Source organism: Holdemanella biformis DSM 3989 (genome assembly GCF_000156655.1).
GTDB lineage: Bacteria > Bacillota_I > Bacilli_A > Erysipelotrichales > Erysipelotrichaceae > Holdemanella > Holdemanella biformis.
Map to the genome: position 1 here is coordinate 157,840 of NZ_DS996841.1, position 21,447 is coordinate 179,286.

21 protein-coding genes are annotated in these 21,447 nt (G+C 34.2%); 7 read left to right on the top strand and 14 right to left on the bottom strand.

Annotated elements, in window-relative coordinates; all coding sequences use genetic code 11:
* Window positions 1-2: 2 nt before the first annotated feature.
* Both hxlB and hxlA read right to left on the bottom strand, forming a co-directional pair.
* A complete protein-coding gene (gene hxlB, locus EUBIFOR_RS02290) occupies window positions 3-563 on the bottom strand; it encodes a 6-phospho-3-hexuloisomerase (RefSeq protein WP_003864286.1) in 561 nt (186 codons plus the stop codon).
* 9 nt (window positions 564-572) lie between these two features.
* Entirely contained in the window at window positions 573-1,199 is a 627-nt protein-coding gene (gene hxlA / locus EUBIFOR_RS02295) for a 3-hexulose-6-phosphate synthase (protein ID WP_040466078.1), read from the bottom strand.
* Between the two features lie 162 nt (window positions 1,200-1,361).
* Here hxlA and EUBIFOR_RS02300 point away from each other — a divergent pair, with 162 nt between their 5' ends.
* The gene (locus EUBIFOR_RS02300) at window positions 1,362-2,120 is read left to right on the top strand and encodes a DeoR/GlpR family DNA-binding transcription regulator (protein WP_040466172.1); all 759 of its coding nucleotides are present in this window, start codon (window positions 1,362-1,364) and stop codon (window positions 2,118-2,120) included.
* A gap of 498 nt (window positions 2,121-2,618) precedes the next feature.
* On the opposite strand, the gene aroD is transcribed toward EUBIFOR_RS02300, so the two are convergent.
* From aroD to EUBIFOR_RS02335, 7 genes are all read right to left on the bottom strand, one after another.
* Window positions 2,619-3,380: a type I 3-dehydroquinate dehydratase gene (gene aroD, locus EUBIFOR_RS02305; RefSeq protein WP_003864289.1), complete on the bottom strand. Its 762-nt coding sequence runs from the start codon at window positions 3,378-3,380 to the stop codon at window positions 2,619-2,621.
* A gap of 5 nt (window positions 3,381-3,385) precedes the next feature.
* Window positions 3,386-4,405: a TRAP transporter substrate-binding protein gene (locus tag EUBIFOR_RS02310; protein ID WP_003864290.1), complete on the bottom strand. Its 1,020-nt coding sequence runs from the start codon at window positions 4,403-4,405 to the stop codon at window positions 3,386-3,388.
* A 9-nt stretch (window positions 4,406-4,414) separates the two neighbouring features.
* On the bottom strand, window positions 4,415-5,707 hold the full coding sequence (locus tag EUBIFOR_RS02315; protein ID WP_003864291.1) for a TRAP transporter large permease: 1,293 nt from the start codon (window positions 5,705-5,707) through the stop codon (window positions 4,415-4,417).
* Window positions 5,707-6,231, bottom strand: a complete 525-nt coding sequence (locus EUBIFOR_RS02320) for a TRAP transporter small permease (RefSeq protein WP_003864292.1) — start codon at window positions 6,229-6,231, stop codon at window positions 5,707-5,709. Before EUBIFOR_RS02320 ends, EUBIFOR_RS02315 begins: the two co-directional genes overlap by 1 nt.
* 68 nt (window positions 6,232-6,299) lie before the next feature.
* Window positions 6,300-7,505, bottom strand: coding sequence for an MFS transporter (locus EUBIFOR_RS02325; protein WP_003864293.1), 1,206 nt, complete (start codon window positions 7,503-7,505; stop codon window positions 6,300-6,302).
* Between the two features lie 29 nt (window positions 7,506-7,534).
* Entirely contained in the window at window positions 7,535-8,407 is an 873-nt protein-coding gene (locus EUBIFOR_RS02330; RefSeq protein WP_003864294.1) for a shikimate dehydrogenase, read from the bottom strand.
* Between the two features lie 23 nt (window positions 8,408-8,430).
* Window positions 8,431-10,428 (bottom strand): oxidoreductase, encoded by a 1,998-nt coding sequence (locus tag EUBIFOR_RS02335; RefSeq protein ID WP_003864295.1) that lies wholly within the window; start codon window positions 10,426-10,428, stop codon window positions 8,431-8,433.
* Window positions 10,429-10,565: 137 nt separating this feature from the next.
* Here EUBIFOR_RS02335 and EUBIFOR_RS02340 point away from each other — a divergent pair, with 137 nt between their 5' ends.
* Window positions 10,566-11,453, top strand: coding sequence for a LysR family transcriptional regulator (locus EUBIFOR_RS02340; protein WP_003864296.1), 888 nt, complete (start codon window positions 10,566-10,568; stop codon window positions 11,451-11,453).
* A gap of 353 nt (window positions 11,454-11,806) precedes the next feature.
* Here EUBIFOR_RS02340 and EUBIFOR_RS02345 read toward each other — a convergent pair whose 3' ends face one another.
* Window positions 11,807-12,055: a hypothetical protein gene (locus EUBIFOR_RS02345; RefSeq protein WP_040466079.1), complete on the bottom strand. Its 249-nt coding sequence runs from the start codon at window positions 12,053-12,055 to the stop codon at window positions 11,807-11,809.
* A 121-nt stretch (window positions 12,056-12,176) separates the two neighbouring features.
* Window positions 12,177-12,506 (bottom strand): DUF3784 domain-containing protein, encoded by a 330-nt coding sequence (locus tag EUBIFOR_RS02350; protein ID WP_040466080.1) that lies wholly within the window; start codon window positions 12,504-12,506, stop codon window positions 12,177-12,179.
* Between the two features lie 268 nt (window positions 12,507-12,774).
* Between EUBIFOR_RS02350 and EUBIFOR_RS02355 the strand changes: the two genes are divergently transcribed.
* Window positions 12,775-14,058, top strand: a complete 1,284-nt coding sequence (locus EUBIFOR_RS02355; protein WP_003864299.1) for a shikimate kinase — start codon at window positions 12,775-12,777, stop codon at window positions 14,056-14,058.
* A gap of 82 nt (window positions 14,059-14,140) precedes the next feature.
* On the top strand, window positions 14,141-15,871 hold the full coding sequence (locus tag EUBIFOR_RS02360) for a serine hydrolase domain-containing protein (protein WP_040466081.1): 1,731 nt from the start codon (window positions 14,141-14,143) through the stop codon (window positions 15,869-15,871).
* Here EUBIFOR_RS02360 and EUBIFOR_RS02365 read toward each other — a convergent pair.
* A complete protein-coding gene (locus EUBIFOR_RS02365; RefSeq protein WP_003864301.1) occupies window positions 15,858-16,649 on the bottom strand; it encodes a MerR family transcriptional regulator in 792 nt (263 codons plus the stop codon). The two genes, EUBIFOR_RS02360 and EUBIFOR_RS02365, sit on opposite strands and share 14 nt — an antisense overlap.
* Window positions 16,650-16,705: 56 nt before the next feature.
* Here EUBIFOR_RS02365 and EUBIFOR_RS02370 point away from each other — a divergent pair, with 56 nt between their 5' ends.
* The gene (locus EUBIFOR_RS02370) at window positions 16,706-17,998 is read left to right on the top strand and encodes an MATE family efflux transporter (RefSeq protein ID WP_040466082.1); all 1,293 of its coding nucleotides are present in this window, start codon (window positions 16,706-16,708) and stop codon (window positions 17,996-17,998) included.
* Window positions 17,999-18,045: 47 nt separating this feature from the next.
* Here EUBIFOR_RS02370 and larD read toward each other — a convergent pair whose 3' ends face one another.
* Both larD and larA read right to left on the bottom strand, forming a co-directional pair.
* Window positions 18,046-18,756: a D/L-lactic acid transporter LarD gene (gene larD, locus EUBIFOR_RS02375; RefSeq protein ID WP_003864303.1), complete on the bottom strand. Its 711-nt coding sequence runs from the start codon at window positions 18,754-18,756 to the stop codon at window positions 18,046-18,048.
* 18 nt (window positions 18,757-18,774) lie between these two features.
* Window positions 18,775-20,052 carry a nickel-dependent lactate racemase gene (gene larA / locus EUBIFOR_RS02380; protein WP_040466083.1) on the bottom strand — a complete coding sequence of 426 codons (1,278 nt, stop codon included), beginning with the start codon at window positions 20,050-20,052 and terminating at the stop codon, window positions 18,775-18,777.
* Between the two features lie 136 nt (window positions 20,053-20,188).
* On the opposite strand from larA, the gene EUBIFOR_RS02385 reads away from it, so the two are divergent.
* Both EUBIFOR_RS02385 and EUBIFOR_RS02390 read left to right on the top strand, forming a co-directional pair.
* Window positions 20,189-20,845: a Crp/Fnr family transcriptional regulator gene (locus EUBIFOR_RS02385; protein WP_003864305.1), complete on the top strand. Its 657-nt coding sequence runs from the start codon at window positions 20,189-20,191 to the stop codon at window positions 20,843-20,845.
* A gap of 58 nt (window positions 20,846-20,903) precedes the next feature.
* A complete protein-coding gene (locus tag EUBIFOR_RS02390) occupies window positions 20,904-21,443 on the top strand; it encodes an ECF transporter S component (RefSeq protein ID WP_147587354.1) in 540 nt (179 codons plus the stop codon).
* The last annotated feature ends 4 nt before the right edge of the window (window positions 21,444-21,447 follow it).

The window sequence follows — 21,447 nt, forward strand, 5'->3', positions numbered from 1 at the left end:
ATTTACTCCATATTCGCATGACGCCCAAACATTGTATCACTATCCATGTGACGACGCTCCATCAACATCATGATTGCGATATCCATAAAAGTTCCTTCAGACTGTTCAAACAATGACCCCATTGGCTGAATAGATTTGATATCTCCTTGTTTAGCGCTCTTGGGACTTGGTGCACTGATTTCAACCACGACATCTGCTAATTTGGCAATTGGGGATTCTGAATTGATTGTGATTAAAGCAATCTTAGCCCCTACCTCTTTCGCCTTCTGAGCATGATTAACTAAACTCTTGGTAGAACCAGATCCTGAACAAATAACCAACACTCCATTTTCATCAATATTTGGTGTACACGTTTCTCCGACAACATAACTGGCGATTCCCATATGCATTAAACGCATCGCAAAACCTTTGATTTCAAAACCACTACGTCCAGCACCGGCACAAAATACTTCTTTTGCCCCATCCACAAGTTCTACAAACTTTTCAGCTTGCTCACTATCAATACGAGTTAATGTATGTGTTAATTCTCTTAAAACTACTTCTGCATATTCTTTATTTGTCATAATATCCTCCTATTTTAAATGTGATTTAATTTCTTTGGCATACGCTTGACGATCTTTGGCATTACAAATTGCGCCACCAACAACGATGATTTCAGCTCCTTCGTTCACAATTGCATCCACCGTTTCTAGTTTTACACCACCTGCAACTGCACTCTTTGCGTTTTTAATCACAGAGTTCACTGTTTTTAAATCATTCAAAGGATCTTGTCCTAGTTTTTGAACATCAAATGCCGTATGTACACAAATATAATCCACTCCCATTTGATCAATTTCTTCCGTTCTCTTTTTTAAATCAGGAACCGCAATCATATCAACCATTACTTTCTTACCATATTTTTTAGCACTACGAACCACACCTTGAATGGTTTCGTCATGACTCACACCTAAAACTGTACAAATATCAGCACCAGCCTCAAAACATTTATCAGCCTCATATCCACCGGCATCCATAATCTTTACATCCGCCAATACTTCAATATTTGGAAATTTGTCTTTAAATGCTTTAACAGGAACCATACCCTCTTCAATAACGAATGGCGTCCCCACTTCTACAATATCGATAGAGCCTTTTGTTTCCTCCAATAATTCTAAACATTCCTCCAATGTTAGTGTGTCTAAAGCTGCTTGTAATTTCATTTGTTTTTCCTCCGTTTTTCTGCATTTCTTTTTACATCCCAAGTATAAAAAAACCAGTTATTTTCAACAATAGATTTTTGGTGTTTTTAGAATATCCAAGAATTTTTATTTGGTTTTATGAATTTTATACCCAAAATTGCCAAATTATTGTATGATATGGTTATGAGTAAAAAAGCAGAAAATAGACAAAATGACATCTATTCTAAAATCTTATCCGATGGACAAGTCAAAGTTGTAGATTTAGCCAATCTCTACCATGTAAGCATGGAAACCATACGTACTGACCTAGCTACTATGGCCAATCAAGGACTCATCAAAAAAGTACACGGTGGTGCGAAATTAAACGAATCCTATTCTGAAGTCAGTGTAGAATTTAAAATGACAAAAAATGCGAATGAAAAACAAAAAATTGCGAGAAAAGCATTGGAATATATCGAAGATGGAAGCACGATATTCTTAGATCCCGGTTCGACTACATTGGCACTTGCCAAATATCTTCCATTAAAAAAAGATTTGTTGGTTGTTACAAACTCCTTAAAAATAGCTCAGGTTGTATCGGAAACAAAACACGATTTGATCTTCTTAGGAGGTAAAATGTTAAAAAAGGCAAAATCGACAACCGGCGCCTTCACAAATAATCATTTAGACGCTTTGCACATCGACTGTGCCTTTATGGGATGTGACGGATTTATGAATATGGAGGGGCCCACTACATTTGCCTTTGAAGAAATGGAAGTCAAACAACACGTCTTAAAAAATTCAACTAAAAAGTATCTACTGGCAGACCCATCGAAGTTTCACGAAACCGGAACCTACACATTTGCCAAATTTTCCAATTTTGACATATTATTTACAACCCATCTGAACAATTATGAGAGAAGAGTTGTACAAGATGTTCAAAAAGTAATCATGGCTTTATGACCCTGACCAAACCGCACACTATTTCTATGTGATATTGAAATCGCAGTGTGCTCTTTTTATATTCTTATTAAAACCTCTACGATCACATATCATCTATATCCAACATAAATATGGGTGAATCTAGCACAATAGCTCTTGCGATAAATAAAATCTGCCATTGTACATATATAAAATAGTAATTTTATAATCTTTGATCGCACTGCTGATAGGTAGCACGAAACCAACAACAGCAAGAAGACGTGATATTTGATTTTCTAAACATATTGAACAATATATGAAATGCATCCGAACGGATTTTATTGCGTTCCCGGACAAATAAAGAAGATGAATCGTTCATAGTCTTAATGTAAAATTTCAATTATCCTTTTAATGATTTATAATCGTTCATCAGTACCTTCAAAACTATATACCTATAAACAATTGGCTGTGCATATTGACAAAAAAGAGGAGCACAATAAAATGTGCTCCTTACGAAGATGTCACTTCTTAACTTAATGATTATAAACTTTTGTGTAAAGTTTCAAGAACTGTCTTAAGATCATTGACACCCATTTGACCTGGAGCACTCGCTTTTTTAGCAGCACCAAATGTCAAACAAGAACCAAATACTTCACCAGCTAAACGAGAAATTACTCCAGTAGCTGCCATAGACATTGTGATGATTGGACGATTGGCATGTTCTTCTACCATTTCATTTGTAGCAGACAATAATGTCAATACATCCTTTTTAGATTGAGGCATAACTGCAATCTTAGGAATGTCTGCACCCTTTTCTTGCATAGCACACAAACGAGAAATGATTTCTTCTTTTGATGGTGTTTTGAAGAAGTCATGGTTCGACATGATTACTTTTACTCCATTTTCATGCGCTGTCGTTACAATCGTTTCAACTTCCTTATCTCCTGTATATAATTCAATATCTACTGCATCTACATAACCGCTTTTGGCAACTGCACAGTTTAATTCCACATAATATTCAGTAGATACTTCTAATTCTCCACCTTCTTTTTTAGAACGGAAAGTAGCTAAGACTGGAGTTTCTTTAAATACTTCACGTAATTCTTTAGCCATTTCTACTACAGATGCAGTATTTTCAACTTGTTCAAACCAATCCATACGCCATTCAATAATATCAGCTGGAGTATCTAAAATAATCTTAGCTTGTTCTAAAACATCTTCCTTAGTTTTTCCACAAATAGGAACACAAATCTTTGGTACACCTGCACCAAATTCAACATTTTTCATTGTTACTGTATTCATTTTTTTTATTCTCCTTTATTCATATTTTTTGTATACGCATCAAACAATTCGTCACCAACTTGTTGTCTGATTTCTTCATAAACCGAACTTAAACGGTTTCTCATTTCATTTAATACTTCTTGTGATAAATCAATCTTTTGTGTACCACTCTCTTTAATAATACTTAAGCGATCCGACACACGTTTATCACATTGTTCACGCGAATAATCACGTGCATTTTGTGCTGCCTGATTCACGATTTTTTTATCTTTAGTTGATAAACGATTATAAAAATCTTCATTTACAATCATCGAAAGCAAATGTAGTAAATGATTGGTCTTCACAACATAATCCTGTTGCTCATAGATTTTCCCAGATACAATGACTTCATAAGGATTTTCTTGCGCATCAATCGTTCCTTGCTGCAAGCCAATGTATACCTCACTAAATGCCATTGGCGTAGGATTGGCTCCAATGGATTGCCAGAAAGCTAAATGATATTTATTTTCCATTGTACGAATCTTTTGGCCTTTAAAATCATCTAAAGATTCAATCTTTTTATTTGTCGTCATGACACGGAAATTTTGATCACTCATCGCAAGCAATCTTACACTATGTTCCAAATATACTTGATTGATTAAATTCATAAATTCTTCATCATCTAAAGTACTTCTTAAATCTTCAATATTTGTATAAGCCATAGGCAAGTCAAAGATGGCTAGTTTTGGGATAAAGTTAGCTTGGGGAGCCGTATTTTGAACCACAAATGGGATATCACCATTCATACAACTTTCAACCAGTTCTCTATCCCCACCAACAGTACCATTATGATAAGCTTTGATTTGAATTTGCCCATTCGATAATCGCTCTACTTCTTCAACAAACTTATTTGTGAAAATACCTGTTACTGTATCAGGCGGTGAATCATTGGCGATGATCCAAGGAAAAGATTGACTAGCCTTTGCTGGATCTTCTTCTTTAGCTACACAGGCCGTTAATGAAAAGGCAGTTATCATCGAAATTAAAACGGAAACTATTTTTTTCATACGTACCTCCTATGCCACTAATGCCAAAGAAATTTGTGGAATAAATGTAATCAACAATAAAGCGATAAAGAAGAAACCAATTAATGGCAACGCTTTTTTCGCAATATTCATGACTGGAATATTCACTAAAGAACTGGCTACAAATAAGTTGATTCCAATTGGTGGTGTCACAAAACCAATAGCTAAGTTCACAACCATAATAATTCCAAAGTGTACCGCATCTACACCAACACTTTGAGCAATTGGAAGTAGAATCGGTGTTAAAATCAAGATAGCTGGACTTGTATCCATTACCATACCTACAATCAACAATAAGATATTGATCACAATCAATACAGCTACTTTTCCATGAATCGTATTCAAAATAAAGTTTGCTGCTATATCTGGAATTTGAAGTAGTGTAATAATTCTTGAAAAGGCAACGGCCGAGGCAAGAATAAATAAGATTGGTGCAAATGTTTTGATGGATTCTACAAATACGTCATATAAGTCTTTTACACGTAAAGATTTATAGATAAACATCGAAATAAATAAAGCGTAGAAAACCGAAATCACAGCCGCTTCTGTAGGACTTGCCACACCTGAATAGATACATCCCAAAATGATTACGGGTGTTAAAAGAGCCCAAAAGCTTTCAAAGAAAACTTTTTTAAAACCTTTATTATGAAGCGCATTTACTTCTTCATTGATCTTATCTTTATCTTCACCATGTTTTTTACAATAGTAAAATGCATAAATCATCAATAGTGCAGCAATCAATAAGCCTGGAACAATACCAGCCATAAACATCTTTCCTACACTTGTACCACTTGCCATACCATATAAGATAAATGGAATACTTGGAGGAATGATTACGCCTAGACCACCGGCAACCGCAACAATAGCTGTGACAAACGTCTTGTCATAACCTAATTTTACAAGTAAAGGAATGGTCATACTTCCTACCGCTGCAACCGTTGCAGGGGCACTTCCTGAAATTGCACCATAGAATAAACACGTAATAATCACCGCACATGGCATTCCGGCTGTTCTTTTTCCAATAAAGAAAGAAAACACATCAAATAATTTTTTACTAACGCCACCTTTTGCCATTAAAATACCAGAAAGCACAAACATAGGTACGGCAAGCAATGGAAAGGAATCGATTCCTCCAAACATAGCACGAATAATGTATTCTGGTGAAATGGTAAAATTTGGATCAAATAGGGACGGAGCCAAAGAAACGATACTAAGGGTAGACGATATAGGAACGGACAATAATAGAAGCCCAATAAATAATATAAATACAACGATGGCTAACATTATCTTCCCTCCCTTGGATCTTGATCAATGATTTTTTCATGATTCAACATACGTTTTACATTGTCGATTTCATATATAATTTGTTGGAAAGAACGTATTGTAGCCAACACAAAACCAACAAAAGGCGCACATTGGACGTATGGCATTGGAAGTTGTAAAGCAGGGCTTGTCTGTTTTGAGGCAATTGATTGCATCAAAAATTTATATCCATGAATACTCAAATAAAAGAAGAGTACAAACAACAATATATTTAAGAATAATTGTGCAAATACATAAGCTTTTTTAGGAAACATATTGATGACTTGATCAACCTTAATGGAAATCCATCTTTTAATGCAGTAACTAATACTGATAAAGCAAGACCAGATAAACATATATCTCGTTAGTTCTTCTGACCAGCTCAGTGAAAAATTCAGTATATAGCGACAGAAAACCTGAACTCCCATAATGCATGCCATTGCCACAAGCAATATAATAAGTAGAATTTCTTCTAACTTGTCATCGAGCAATTTTATAACTTTCAATTTATCACTTCCTTTTTTTCATTATTTTAGCAAAAATACGGTACTTTTGTACCGCATTTTATTCATAATTAATCTTGCGCAACTAAATTTTTGTAACGTAAGTTCACGTACAATCCAAGTAATACACCAACAGCAGTTAACACAATATTCATAGTCATAACGCCACTTGGTGTCATGTTACCTGCAGCTGTTAAGATTGTGTAGTTACATAAACTTGAAGCAATCATAACCAATGCAGTCACTGTACCTTTAATTTTAGGGAAGATCATATTACATACGGATGTAGCAATCTGTAGTAATCCACCAGCACCAGCCCATCCAATTACGAATGCACCGATTGTACACATTGTTTGACTTGGAGCCACCAATACAACAATTAACATTGCCAAACAAATAGCTGGATAAGCCAAGATAAAACGAACATCTTTAATTTTACGAGTTAAGAATGAAGTTACGATTAAGGCAATCAAAGTTCCCATTGAATAGTATGTTTGCATAGCACTAGGATCTGCCCATCCAGCAACGTCTTTCGCAAAGTTTTGAGCACAGTTTAACCATAATTGGAATGTTCCTGTACATGTAAATCCAATTAAAATCATTGCGATAGATTCAATTGAGAAGTGTGTTTCTTTCATGCTGGCAATTAAGCCTTGTTTCTTTTCTCCATTTGCTGAATCTGTATCTGGCATTGGACAGAATAGAATCAATGCTGCAAGTACTACATAGGCAATTCCACATACCCAGAATAAGTGGTTGTAACTAGTTGCTCCTGTAGCTGTTGTACTTACGGCAACGCCTAAGAAGAATGGCAAGAACATCTGGCTAACTGAAATGAAGAATTTGATTCCCATTGTCGCAACACCAGGTGCATCACTAATTGCTTCCGCAACGGCAGGATAGATTCCTGTATCCAAGAATGAGTTTGCGATACCACCAACAATGGCACATACATAGGCAATTGTATGTCCTCCGTTTACTCCTGCATTAAATGCGAAGACTAAACCAATCATATATACGGCATAACTCAATCCACCAATAAACATAGAAATTTTACGTCCTAATTTATCAGATAATGGACCCGCAAAAGGAAGGGCGACTAAACGTCCAAGTCCTAATGCAGCTGAAATTTTTGTGATTGACATTGGGTCACATCCCCAACTAGTCGCAAGTGATTCTTTAATCACAGCTTGTCCAAGTACTGAACATCCAACTCCATGAATAAAGTAGTTCAAGTACATAATAAGGACAGAAGGTAAATACTTTTTATCTTTCATGTTCTCTTTCCTCTATAATAATATCTTAATTAAAAATCAAATCCCATTACTTTTTTAATGTGATCTACAGGCATTTCTTTTCCAGTCCACAATTCAAATGCTGCAGCACCTTGGTAAAGCATCATTGGGAAACCATTTAATGTTTTACATCCAACACTTTCTGCCATTTCCAACAATTTAGTTTTTGCTGGGGCATACACTGTATCTGTTACAATTAAGTCTTCACGTAAGAATGAAGTGTCTGGCAACCAAGTTTGTCCTTCTAAAGGTTTCATACCCATACCAGTCGCATTTGTTAAGATATAGCTATCTTCGATTTCTTTACGCAATGCTTCTTTATCATCTAAATCAAACAATTTAGCTTTACAATTTGTGTTTTTGTTGATTTTTTCAACAGTTTCTTCAGCATTTGTCCAGAATTTATCTTTACGGTTGAAGATTGAAAGTTCGGCAACACCATCTAATGCAGCTTGGATTTCAATAGCTGTAGCAGCTCCACCAGCTCCGGCAATTGTCATTTTCTTACCGATTGCGTCGATTCCTGCATCTTTTAAACCTTTCATGTATCCAACACCATCTGTGATTGTTCCTGTTAATACACCATTGTCATTTACAACTGTATTTACAGCTCCACACATTTCAGCTGCTGGAGTCAATTTGTCTAAGTATTTTCCGATCACAGTCTTGTTAGGCATAGATACGTTCCATCCACGAACCTTCATAGCTCTAAATCCTTTTACTGTATCTTCCAAAGTGTCATTATCTACTTCAAATGCAAGGTAAGCATAGTCTAAACCTAATTTAGCGAATGCTTCATTGTGCATCTTTGGTGATGATGAATGGCGAATAGGGTATGCGATCAACCCAATTAATTCTGTGTGTCCTGTAATTCTTTCACTCATGTTCTTTTCCTCCTAAAGTGATTTTATTCTAAGTATCCCTTTGTTTTTAATGTGTTTAAAATATTACGTCCTTCAGCCGTACCATCAATAATACGACGAGCACGAACACTATCACCAATATTAACGATTTCTACATCTTTATCTTCAAATGCATCTGTTAAATCTTTCATCAATGGTGAATAGCTACGCATTCCTAAACAAACGAATCCATAATCAAAGTCTAATTGTTCGTTTTGATCATTGCGTTTTACAATAAAGTGATCCGGATGAACTTCCTGTAAAGCAGTTGATGTTAAGATATTTACATGATTCTTTTCTAACAATGCATATGTACCTACTTTAGTAACGATATCTAAATCTTTACCAACAACTGGAAGCATTTCTACGATAGAAACTTCAGCCTTACGATTTGAGAAGAATTCAACTACATCAAGACCTACAGCTCCACCACCAACAACAACAACTTTTTTCCCCTCCATATCCATTGGATAGTTATCAATATTGTTGATCATACCTAAGATTCCTTTAACGCTGCTTTGTGGACGATCAATGTTTTCACGCAATCCAATAATTGGAGGTAATAAAGGAGTTGATCCTGTTGCATTGACAATTACATCTGGTTTTAAAGCTTCTACAAATGGAATTGTAGCTTCTGTATTTGTGAATGTGATTAAGTTTTTCAATTTACTAGCACGACGAATCAAATAGTCTGGGAAATCTCTTAAACGTTTCTTTTCAGGAATTTTAGAAATTTCAACACTCAATCCCCCTAAATGATCTTCTTTTTCAATCAAGAATGTCATGCATCCAACTTCAGCAGCAGTACATGCTGCTTCAAGGCCTGCAGTACCTCCACCAATCACAACAACGTTGCATGGTTTCTTTACTTTTTGGTTCTTATAAGCTTCACCCTCATTTACACTCGGATTGATTGTACAACGAATTGGACGGTTTAAGCCAATACGGTGACCACTACATCCAATGTTACAAGAAATACATTTACGAATTTCGTCTAAACGTCCTTCTTTCACTTTTAATGGCCATTGAGGGTCCGCTACAAATTGACGTCCTAAACCAATGAAGTCTGCTTGATTTGATTCGATAATTTCATTTGCGACTTTTGGATCACGAATATTACCTACTGTAATAACTGGCTTATTAAATTTTTCTTTAACTGCAGTCGCTAAGTAAGTTCTCCAACCATCTTTTAAATAATTGGCATCAATTTGGTATTGAATAGAATCTACAAGTCCACAAGATACATCAATAATATCGGCTTCTTCTTGGAAATATTCTAACAATTTTAATGTATCTTCCAATGTGTTTCCACCTGGTAAGAACTCATCTGCACTAATACGAATCAAGATTGGAAAGAAAGGTCCAACCGCTTCACGTACAGCTTTTAAAATCATTGTCGCAAAACGCGCACGATTTTCATAGCTACCGCCAAATTCATCTGTTCTATTATTCGTTAATGGTGATAAGAACTGACTAATTAAATAAGAGTGTCCACAGTGGATTTCAACTGCATCAAATCCAGCAATCTGAGCACGCTTAGCTGCTTTTGCATAACTTTCAACGATCGAATTGATTTCTTCTACAGTTAATGGACGAGGTGTAGCTCCACCTTTTTTATTTGGTAAATTACTTGCAGATACAGGCTGCATGTTGATTCTTTCAGCTACAGCACTTGCACCAGCATGATTTAACTGAACCGCAATTTTAGTATCGTGTTTGTGGATTGTTTCAGTTAATTTGAACATTCTAGGAATGTAGCTATCTAAATCCAAACGCAACTGTGTTGTTCCATTTGATCCTGCTGGATAGTCAACACACGCGTTTTCAACGATGATAAGACCAGCTCCACCTTGTGCTCTTTGTTCATAATAATCAATGTGCAAAAAACTCATTTCTCCTGTGTTTTCTGCGAAGTTTGTTCCCATCGGAGTCATAACGATACGGTTTGGAATTGTACATCTTCTGACTTCTAATGGTTGAAACAATGAATTAAACTTTGCCATTTTTTCCTCCTAAATGTTAACTTATTCACAAGACAACCCTATTATAATTATTTAAATCTATTGAAACAATTATGTTTTATCTATTTATTTATAGATTTTATCTATAGATTATTTTATAATCAAAGCAGGAGGACACCATGAATCTTAACCATTTATATTACTTTAAAGTACTTGCAGAAACCGAACACTATACGCAAGCCGCCAATATGTTAAATATTACCCAGCCTTCCCTATCGCATGCCATCTCGCAATTAGAAGATGAATTAAATTGTTATTTATTTGAAAAACAAGGAAGAAACATTCGTTTAACAAGATATGGAAAAATCTTCTATGAATATGTCACAAAGGGATTAAGCGAAATCGAACTGGGTCAAAAAAAGATTGATGCCATCACTTCCCCTAATCAAGGATGGATCAACCTAGCATTTATTTATACACTTGGATATCGTTATGTTCCACATTTGATTCAGCATTTCCATTTTGATAAAAATAATAGTAAAATTAAATTCACTTTAAAACAAGGAAGCACAAGTGCACTACTTGATGGATTAGAAGAAGAAAAGTATGATTTAGTTCTTTGTTCCTATCAAGAAAATCGAAACAATATCAATTTTGTTCCTATCACAACGGAAGAATTGGTCGTTGTAGTATCAAAATTAAATCCATTGGCATTAAAAAATGAAATTGATTTGCAGGAACTACAGAATGAATATTTTATTTATTATAGTAAGCAAAGTGGATTAAGACCTTTGATTGATGATTTATTTCATTCCAACAATATTGAACCCAACATCATGTTTGAAGTTGAAGAAGACAGTGCCATCCTTGGTCTAGTTGATATTAACTATGGTGTAGCTGTTGTACCAAACATTCCCATGATTGATCATTTCCATTTAAAGAAGTTAAAAATCAAGAACCCACAAAAGAAACGTATTATTTATATGGCTACAGTAAAAAATAGATATGCACCTCCGGCTGTACATTCATTTTGTAACTTCATTATTCAAAACTCAAATATAGATTAAAGGAAGAAATCATAAATTGATTTCTTCTTTTGTCTAATAAGTTTTCATATTGAATATAGTTTCTTAAGAAAGTAACATGCACATAAGTATACCAGGTCAACTCATTGAAACAATATGGATTTTTTCTTTTCTTTAATATAACATCAATCCAAACACATCTGTCTTCATGTTATCGAAGCCTCCTTTTAACTCTATCATTTCCTTTTTAACTTTGGTAACGTTAAAAGTGAAGTTTTTGCGTTAAATCATTTCAGGCATAATAAAAGGCAAAAACGTCAACAATTTCAGGTTTATGAAGTACGCTTTTGCCATAAATATTATATTAAATCAAGAAAAAACGTGAATTTCTTCTTTTAGTCCAATAATAAGTTTTCATATTGAATATGATTTCTTAAAAAAGTAATGCCTGCTAAAGCAAGTGCACAGCCTAGTCCTGAATAAAAGAAGACAATAAAGATATCTGAAAAAATGCCCATAGCTCTAAAGCCAACACCTCCACCCATCATGCAAGCCATGATCATATAGGCTTTTAAATCAAAGAAGTACCAGAATGGACGTATTTCTTCATAGCCCATAATGCGTTTTGTATATTTTTTGTTCATCTTGATAAACATCATTCCAAATACATAAAATACAACAACTGTTAATATATATAAACTTTCATTCTTTCTGTCAACACTTATATTGAACCATGAATGTATTCGAAAAGTTTCTCATATACATTTATTGAATCAAGTACTTTTCAAACGCCTTTTCGACATCCAAATTAAAATTACGAAATAATAATATTAACCAAACAAGAATAGCTACAATTGCGACATATGCACTTAAATAATAAGATAGAACAGATCCTATACATAGAATCACAAAATAGATGAAACATTGATTACGCATATCTCTAGAAATATATGCCTTGTCATACTTTTCTGGATGGTTCAATGTATTAAAGCCAGAAACATAATTTGCACCTTTTTCTTTTAATAGCGCAAATATAATGCTTAATATTAAAAACAATAAAGCTAGTATTGTGCATATACAAAATCCAATATTCATAATAATCACCACTCTTATTATACTCTTTTGAAACAGCTTTCCTCTTTTTACATTTATTTTCATTTTAGGGTTGCCAGTTTCAATGAAATGGTGTATCCTATGCATATGAACAATTCAAGACAATATTACTACTACTTTAAATAGCCCTGAAAAAAGCCATATGTATACGATGGTTATTTTTAAGTTTCAGGGCGTTACACAAAAGCATTTCTAATTCGAAATGCTTTTTTTCACATTTAAAGAGCTGTTCTAGAAAAGAGGAAATGATATGAAATACGGATTGATAGGTGAACACTTGGGGCATAGTTTCTCCAAACAAATTCAGACAAGAATTGCAGAGATTGAGAATGTAAAAGATTATGACTACCAATTAGTAGAATTAAATAAAGAAGAATTCAAAGAATTTATGGAAAAGAAAGATTTCAAAGGAATCAATGTGACTATTCCATATAAAAAAGATGTCATTCCTTACTTAGATGAAATGGATGGGAGTGCTAAAGCCATTGGTGCTGTCAATACAATCATCAATGTAGATGGCAAATTAAAAGGATTCAACACAGACTTTGGTGGATTCTTATATATGGTTAAAGCACACAACGTACATATGGAAGGCAAAAAAGTCTTGATTATTGGTAACGGTGGTGCTTGTGCAGCAGTTAAAGCCGTTTGTGAACATGAAAAAGCCAAAGACATTGTGATTGTTTCAAGAAGTGCAGATCGTGGTGCCATTGGATATGATGAAATGTATACATCCCATTTAGATGCAGATATTGTCGTCAATACAAGTCCTGTTGGAATGTTTCCAAATATTGCGAATGCACCAATTGATGTAAGCTGGTTCCATAAATTAGAATGTGTATTAGACGTTGTATACAATCCCATTCTTACACGTTTATGTTTTGAAGCTCAAGAAGCCGATATCAAGCGTGTGATTGGTTTGGAGATGTTGATTGCGCAAGCCAAATATACATTTGAAATCTTTGAAAATATGTCTTTTGACGACTCTATCATTGATGAAATCAAAAAGGAGATGTTGAAAGATCGTTGTAACATCGTATTGATTGGTATGCCAAGTGCTGGTAAAACAACAATTGGTAAAATGCTTGAAGAAAAGCTTGGAAAAGAATTTTTCGACTTAGACGATATGATTATTGCCAAAGCCGGCAAAAGCATTCCAGAAATCTTCCAAGAATCTGGAGAAGCAGGATTTAGAGCGATTGAAACAGAAGTTGCGATTGAAGCGAGTAAGATGAATAATAAAATCATTGCAACTGGTGGTGGTGCCATTAAACATAAAGTCAATATGGACTTCTTACGTTTAAATGGAATCACGATCTTCATTGATCGCGATATCGATAAGTTAATTAGTTCCGATCCAAATAGACCTTTATCAAGTTCTAAACAAGCCCTTCAACAAATGCATAAAGAAAGATACCCATTGTACCAAAAATACGCAGCTTATGTAGCCGTCAACAATGCGAATATTGAAGAAACGGTAGACGATATTGTGAATGCCTATCACAGCATTTTAATTGATGCCGTTGCAGACTAGCGAGAAGGTTTATTATCTTCTCGTTTTCTTTTAAAAAAGGAGAAATTATATAGAAAATCAAGTTACTCAATTATTAAAAGCTATGGTAAAACCAGACTATACAGCATGTAGCTATGCCTTCATGCAAAATGGAAAAATTGTATGTGCCGATGCGATAGGTGTCATAGACAAAATCAACAATCAGCCAATCACAACAGATTGCACATTTAATGTATGTTCCATTTCTAAAATTTACTGCACTGTATGCATCATGCAGTTAGTGGATGAAGGATTGATTCAACTCGAAGATAAAGTTGCAGATATTCTTCCTGAATTCACAATGAAAGATGAAAGATATAAAGATATTACAGTACGTATGTGCTTAGATCATTCAAGTGGACTTCCTGGAACACAATGGAAACATTTTAGTGTAAGTACAACTTCTAAGTTTGACTACTATAGCGAAGTATTAAACTATTTTTCAAATAGCACTCTAAAGGCAGATCCAGGAACTTATAGTACCTATTGTAATGATGGTTTTACACTCGCTGAAATGGTTGTTTCAAAAGTTCGTAATATGCCTTATGAAGATGTTTTAAAGAAATATATTACAGAAAAGATTGGCGCAAAAAGTACCAACACAACATATACAATCAATTCAGATTGTCCTTTAGTTTCTGAAGGTAAGAAACCAAAAGAATACTTCCCAATTCAAGGAGCTGGTGGTATCACTACTTCTATGATTGATTTATGCAAATTTGGTCAACTCTTTCTAGAACCTAATTCTATTATTAGTGAAAAGTCAAAAACTTTAATGGCTAAATCCTGGGGCACTACATTTCTTGAATCGGATCTAGGCGCCATTGATTTTGGCTTAGGCTGGGATCTAGTCAGACACCATGATCCAGACTATGATTTTGGTGATGGAGTTCTGGCAAAAGGTGGAAACAGTATGTTCTTTAGTTCAAGACTGATCATTGTTCCTAAATACAATGCCGTACTCGCATTCAGTGAAACACATGATTGTGGATTAGAAGTTCCGACAACTTTAATGCGCCTATTCAATACCTATTTAGAACCAAATACATATCCAGATTATTCAGGAATTTATGCCCATGCCTTTGGTTTACAAAAAATCACAACCATAAAATCAAGTATGGTTGTGCAAGACAAAACAGAAAAAGGCTGGATCATGAGTGATTTATTAAATTATTCCAATGGCAAATGGACCAATGAAAAAGGAAATCAAATCTTCTTTGAAGGAGATTATCTTTTAAAGACAACAAGAAATCGTACGGGTGCGTTTGCACAAAAAGCCAAAAAACAAGAACTCAACTCAGTCTGGAAATCCAGATTAAATAAGAAATATATTGTGTGTGATACAACTTATTATGATATTGTCACAAACCAAATGTTATGCAGTGTTGAATTTAATAGGACAGAGGATACACTATCATTGATTGTTCATGGTAATAAATCCGAGCCAGTCATATCTGAATTTCCAATTGAAGTAATCGATGATACACATGCCAAAAGCTATTTAAATACGCCTTGTAACGGTTCTAGAGATCGTATTGAACCTTACTTTGAAGATGGTAAATTATATTGTGCTAGCTACACCTATATTTGTGAAGATGATATAGAACCATATAATTTTCAATTGTTTGAAAAAGAAAATCAAGTCTACAAAATCAACAACACTTTAGAAGTCTTACCAACGATTTGTGAAAATCATCGAATTCTAGTATTAGATTCAAATGGAGATCTATACTATGATTCAATGGATGTCGAAGAATATAAACCTATTGAATCTGGATTTATCATCTTGGTTTAACCTTAACGTGGATGGAAGTAATATATTCCTCCACTTTTTTTGTTTCATGTATATCAATCAATAAAAATTCCAAGAATGGTCCTTCGATTTTATAATTGTGTTCTTGAATCCAATCTTTCATTTTATAAAAGATTTGATTTGTACGATCATACTCTCCTGAATACGTATATGTACAATACATGCCTTCATCTAGAATGAAATCGTGTTTTTCTTCTTGAGTTAAAATAAATACACTTGTATAGACGAATTCATCATTTTTATATTCGACTACACTGCCTGAATCCATGTTTCCTAGCACTGAAATATCTTCTTCCATCGATTCTGTAAGTTTTGTCAGTAAAAAATCGATTTTTTCATCTTGATCAATTTTTTCTTTTAAATACCGACAATATCTTTTGGGATATGCTTCAATTTTGCATGTATTAAAATCAATTTGTTTGGTACGATCCAAATCTTCAATACGTGTTTGAATGGAAGACAATGTAGATTGTAAATCTCGAATCTGTCTTTGAATCAGCTTTTCTTCTTCCTTTAAAAACGCAATCGTATTATTTACGCTTCGATTGTCTAAATATTCCTTAATTTGTGATGTATCATACCCTAGTTTTAAACAATCTCGAATAATATTTAAAATATAGATATCATTCAGTGTATATAATCGATAATTGGATTTTGAGCGCATTGGACAAATTAATCCTACTTCTTCATAGTATCTTAAAGAGTCTGTTTTAATATTGTATAATTTAGCGATTTCATTAATTTTATAATACTTTTTCATACCATCACCCTTGACCTTAGTATTATACCAAGGTTTACACTGTAATTGGTGATTTTATGTTGAAACAATATCTTAAGTTTGTCATACCATCCATATGTTCGATGGTTATCTTTAATCTATATACTTTAGTAGATGGTATATTTGTTGCCCACTACCAAGGCGACACGGCATTAGCTTCCATAAACGTAGCTAGTCCTTATGTAACGACGATCTTCTCAATCGGGGTATTATTTGCGATTGGATCAAGTACTGTAATGTCCATTTATCGTGGTGCGAATGAAAAAAGAAAAATGCATGAAGTATTCACAATGAATACCATCACAATTTCTTGTGTGGCTCTATGCATTGCGGTTTTATCTTTTATAAATTCGCATCATATTACAGAATTTTTAGGAGCCAATGAAGATGTATTTAACTATACAGATACCTACATAAAAGTATTATCCTGCTTCTCCTTCTTTTATATTGTATCTTATTGTTTTGAAGTTCTCTTAAAGGCCGATGGCTTTCCACAAAAATCCATTATAGGTATTTGTCTAGGAGCTGGAACCAACCTTGTTCTTGACCCATTATTTATGGGACCCTTGAATATGGGAATTAGTGGTGCTGCATTAGCTACAGGTTTATCTCAACTTGTAACTTTCTGCTTCTTCTTTTATCATTTTGCGTTTAGTCATAAATCACATTTCCATTTTGTGAAGGCAAACTATCCTTGGCATGAATATTCTAGAATTCTTTCATTAGGACTTCCCGATTGTATTTCTGAAATTTCTCCAGGCATAATGATTACAGTATTTAACTATCGGATCAATCAACTCCTTGGTACTAATGGACTCGTTACTTTTACCGTCTTAATGTATATCTATAACTTAGTATTGATGGTGATGGTGGGAACCAGTCAAGGAACGCAGCCTTTGGTTAGCTACTACTATGGTCGAAGCGATAAAAAAGCCGTTTCAACTTTCCATAAATATGCACGTGTTTTAGTCTCTTGTGCTGGAGTTTTATTATTCTTAATTGTAGAAGTATTTGCACCAAATATTACGACTGCCTTTATTCCGGTAAATACAGAAAACTACTTTAATACCATTACGGCCCTACGCCAATTTAGCTTTGTCTTTTTAATTATGGGACATGTCGTGATCACTAGCGGCTACATGGTCGCTTTAGAAGAGTCTAGAAAAGCCTTTGTGCTTTCGATTTCTCGTGGTATTCTCTTTGTCTTATTATCTCTATTTGTTTGTACAACATTATTTAAGGAAAATGGAATTTGGATCAGTTGTACCGTCTCTGAAATCTTCTGTTTAGGTATTGCCCTTTATGATTTAAAAAAACAAAAGAAAATATAAAAAAAACAGATATTCAGTATAATTTTGAATATCTGTCTTTTCTAATATTAAATACCTAAAAACAAATGGCAGAACAAAGCAGCAAGTAATGCACCTACAAAAGGAGCAATTCCTGGAACTAATAGACCATATTGCCAATCATTATTGGCTTTATTTTTAATAGGTAATAATTGGAAGGCCAAACGAGGTCCTAAATCACGAGCTTGATTCATCGCAAATCCAGTTGTTCCTCCAAGACCCATACCAACAGCCCATACAATAAGACCTACTCCAATTGGTAATTGTGTTTCATATTTTGTAGCAACAGCTAAAATGGCACTCAAGAAAACTGTAGTGGCAATCGTTTCGACAAAGAAGTTTCTTGGCAAATTTCTGCAGTTTGGATTTGTAGAGAAAATATTGCGAATGGCGATTGGATTTACATTTCCTTCACTTTCTGTAAAATGATCTTTATACATCACATAACAAATCAAAGCTCCTACAAGTGCGCCTAAAAATTCGGCAATAACGTATGGAATAAAGCTTGTCCATGGAAGCATGCCTAAAACACATTGTGCAAGTACCATGGCAGGATTCATGCATACGCCACCAAAAATGTATAGACAAACACTTATGCCAAATGCCCATGTTGTGATCGCAAAGATATGTCCGCTTCCGTGGTATTTTGTGTTTGTCAAAACCTCATCACAATGTACTCCCACACCAAATAAGATCATAAGTCCTGTTGATAAAAATTCCGCAATTAAATTGTGTAACATAAATTCAAATTTCCTTCCTTACATATTTACAACGACACCCAAGCCATCAGGAATGACGGCAACTTTGGCATCTTTTCCTTTTATTTCAAATGCTTTTTCTAAAGCTTCATCTACAGTTGTAGCTAAATCCATATGCATATCTTTCACAAGTTGAGGATCTACTAAATCGGAAACCAAAATAACTTTGTGATGAGCTAGAATACGTGCACAGATTTGAGAGGTCCATTGATCTGGAACCGTTTCTAAACGAGGTGTATGAATAGCTTTTTGTTCAAATTCTTCTGGATCTTTTACATCGGCAATATTGTGGTAGAATCCAATACCTCCATGTCCATCACGACATCCTGCAATCATGATGATAATACCATCGGGATTTAATGTAGCTTCAGCAGCTGTCATACCTTTAATGGCTTGATAAATATTTTGATCCAAAGGATAACCACCATTCGTACTGATTGCGATATCGCAATTGACTTTATTTACACTTGCCAAAGAACGAACAAAATCACAACCTTTTTCATGAGCTTTTTCCATGTCTCCGGCAAAAGAGCCAATAATCTCATGATTTCCATTCAATACGACATTGACAATAAAGGCAAGTTTAGCCGTTCTTGCAGCATAAACCATATCTTCATGAATTAAATTGTGCTGCAAATTTCCTGGACGTGATTTTTTATCATTAATAAATTCACCACTATGATTTGCCATAATTGTTTTATAAGAAGCAATACCAGGCAACACTGATTTTCTTCCTCCAGAGAATCCTGCAAAGAAGTGTGCTTCAATAAAGCCTTCAGAAATCAATAAATCAGCTTCAGCTGCAACTTTATTGATAATGCAGTCTCCTCCACTTGGTAATTGTCCGATTTTTACCATTGAAGAATCATCTGTTGATACGTGCATGACGATTTCTTCATTTTTTACAATTTCTTCACCATATTTAGCTACAAGCTCTTCATGAGTACTTTCTCTATGAAATCCTGTCGCAACTAAGATTCGAATACGTGCATCGGGTGATACACTACGAATTCTTCTTAAAAGAATAGGTGTAATAATTTTTGAAGGTACAGGACGCGTATGGTCTGAGCTAATAATGACAATATTTTTCTTGCCTTTGGCAAGTTCTTCTAAACTTTTGGATCCAATTGGATTGTTTAACGATTGTTCTACAATTTCATTTTCAGAAAGTGTAGTTTTATAATCGCTTTGTCTTCCTTCAAGGACACCAGCTAAGTTCTTATCTTCTAATTTGATTTTCATTTGACCTTTATCATAAGGTACATTCATTTCAAACATTTTTATCTCTCCTTTTTTTACCCGAATTAATATAATCCGAATTAAATAATTATGAAACCTCATTTTATGTTAACATTTGTTGTTTCGAAAAATTTGGAGTATTGTTATAATCCAAAACTGGTAAAGGAGAGCGAATATGGACAATGAATACTTATTAAATTTTTTAAAAAAGAAAAATGTGCCTATTATACAGAAAAAAAGGCACACCTATTTAGCATATTATGGGCTTGAACAACAAGATACCTATGTGTTAAAAGAAGGGGTAATTAAGACAAGTATCATCCTGCATGATGGTCGTGAATTCAACATTTCTTATATCAATACACCTGATATTATTTCTTTATTAAAAGATGAAGTAAGTCAATATACATCGGCTCCATTTAATGTTCGTGTTGAAAGTGATGTGGCCACATTCTATAGAATTCCTCGAGTGTTATTTTGGAGTTATGTAAATCAAGATCAAAAATTACAAGATTATGTAAACGCATATTATCGAGAAAAATTAACGGAAGCTATTTTCCGCCAACAACTTATGATGATGAATGGAAAAACAGGTGCAATATGCTCCTTCTTATATCAATTAATCCATTTATTTGGTCGAAAAGTAGAGGCGGGTATTCTTATTGATTTTCAAATCACAAATGATGATATTGCAGGATTTTGTGGAATTTCCACTCGAAACAGTGTGAGTCGAATTCTTTGTGAGCTAAAAAAGGAAGGCGTCATTAAGATTGTAAATCAAAAAATATTAATTCTAGATATCGATTATTTAAAACAATATGTGCAATGCTAAATCTTAATCTGTCCATACATCCTTACCAAGTGTTTTTTAGAAGAAGAGGTATTTAATGATGAATAGTATCACCAAAAAACTAGTATCTTGCGCTTTATGCATCGCTTTAGGTGTATTACTTCCAATGGCATTTCATGTGATTCCAAATGCTGGAAGCATATTTTTACCAATGCACATTCCTGTATTAATTTGTGGATTATTTTGTGGCTGGCCATATGGTTTAGCATGTGGAATTATTACACCATTTCTTTCAAGTGTGACAACAGGTATGCCACCTGCAATGATGTTGCCACAAATGATGATTGAACTTGCGGTATATGGTTTAGTAGCTGGTTTATGTACACAATATATTTCAATGAAGAATGAAATGACAAAACTATATATGAGTTTGATCATTGCGATGCTTGCAGGAAGAATTGTGAATGGTTTAGTCAATACATGTATTCTTAGTACACAAGGATATACATTATCTGTATTTATGACAGCTAGCTTTATCACTTGTCTTCCAGGTATCATCCTTCAATTGATTGTCATTCCTGTTTTGGTTCGTATTTTAAATAGAAATATTTATAAACAACCAGAAAAAGTTTTAGCTTAATGAC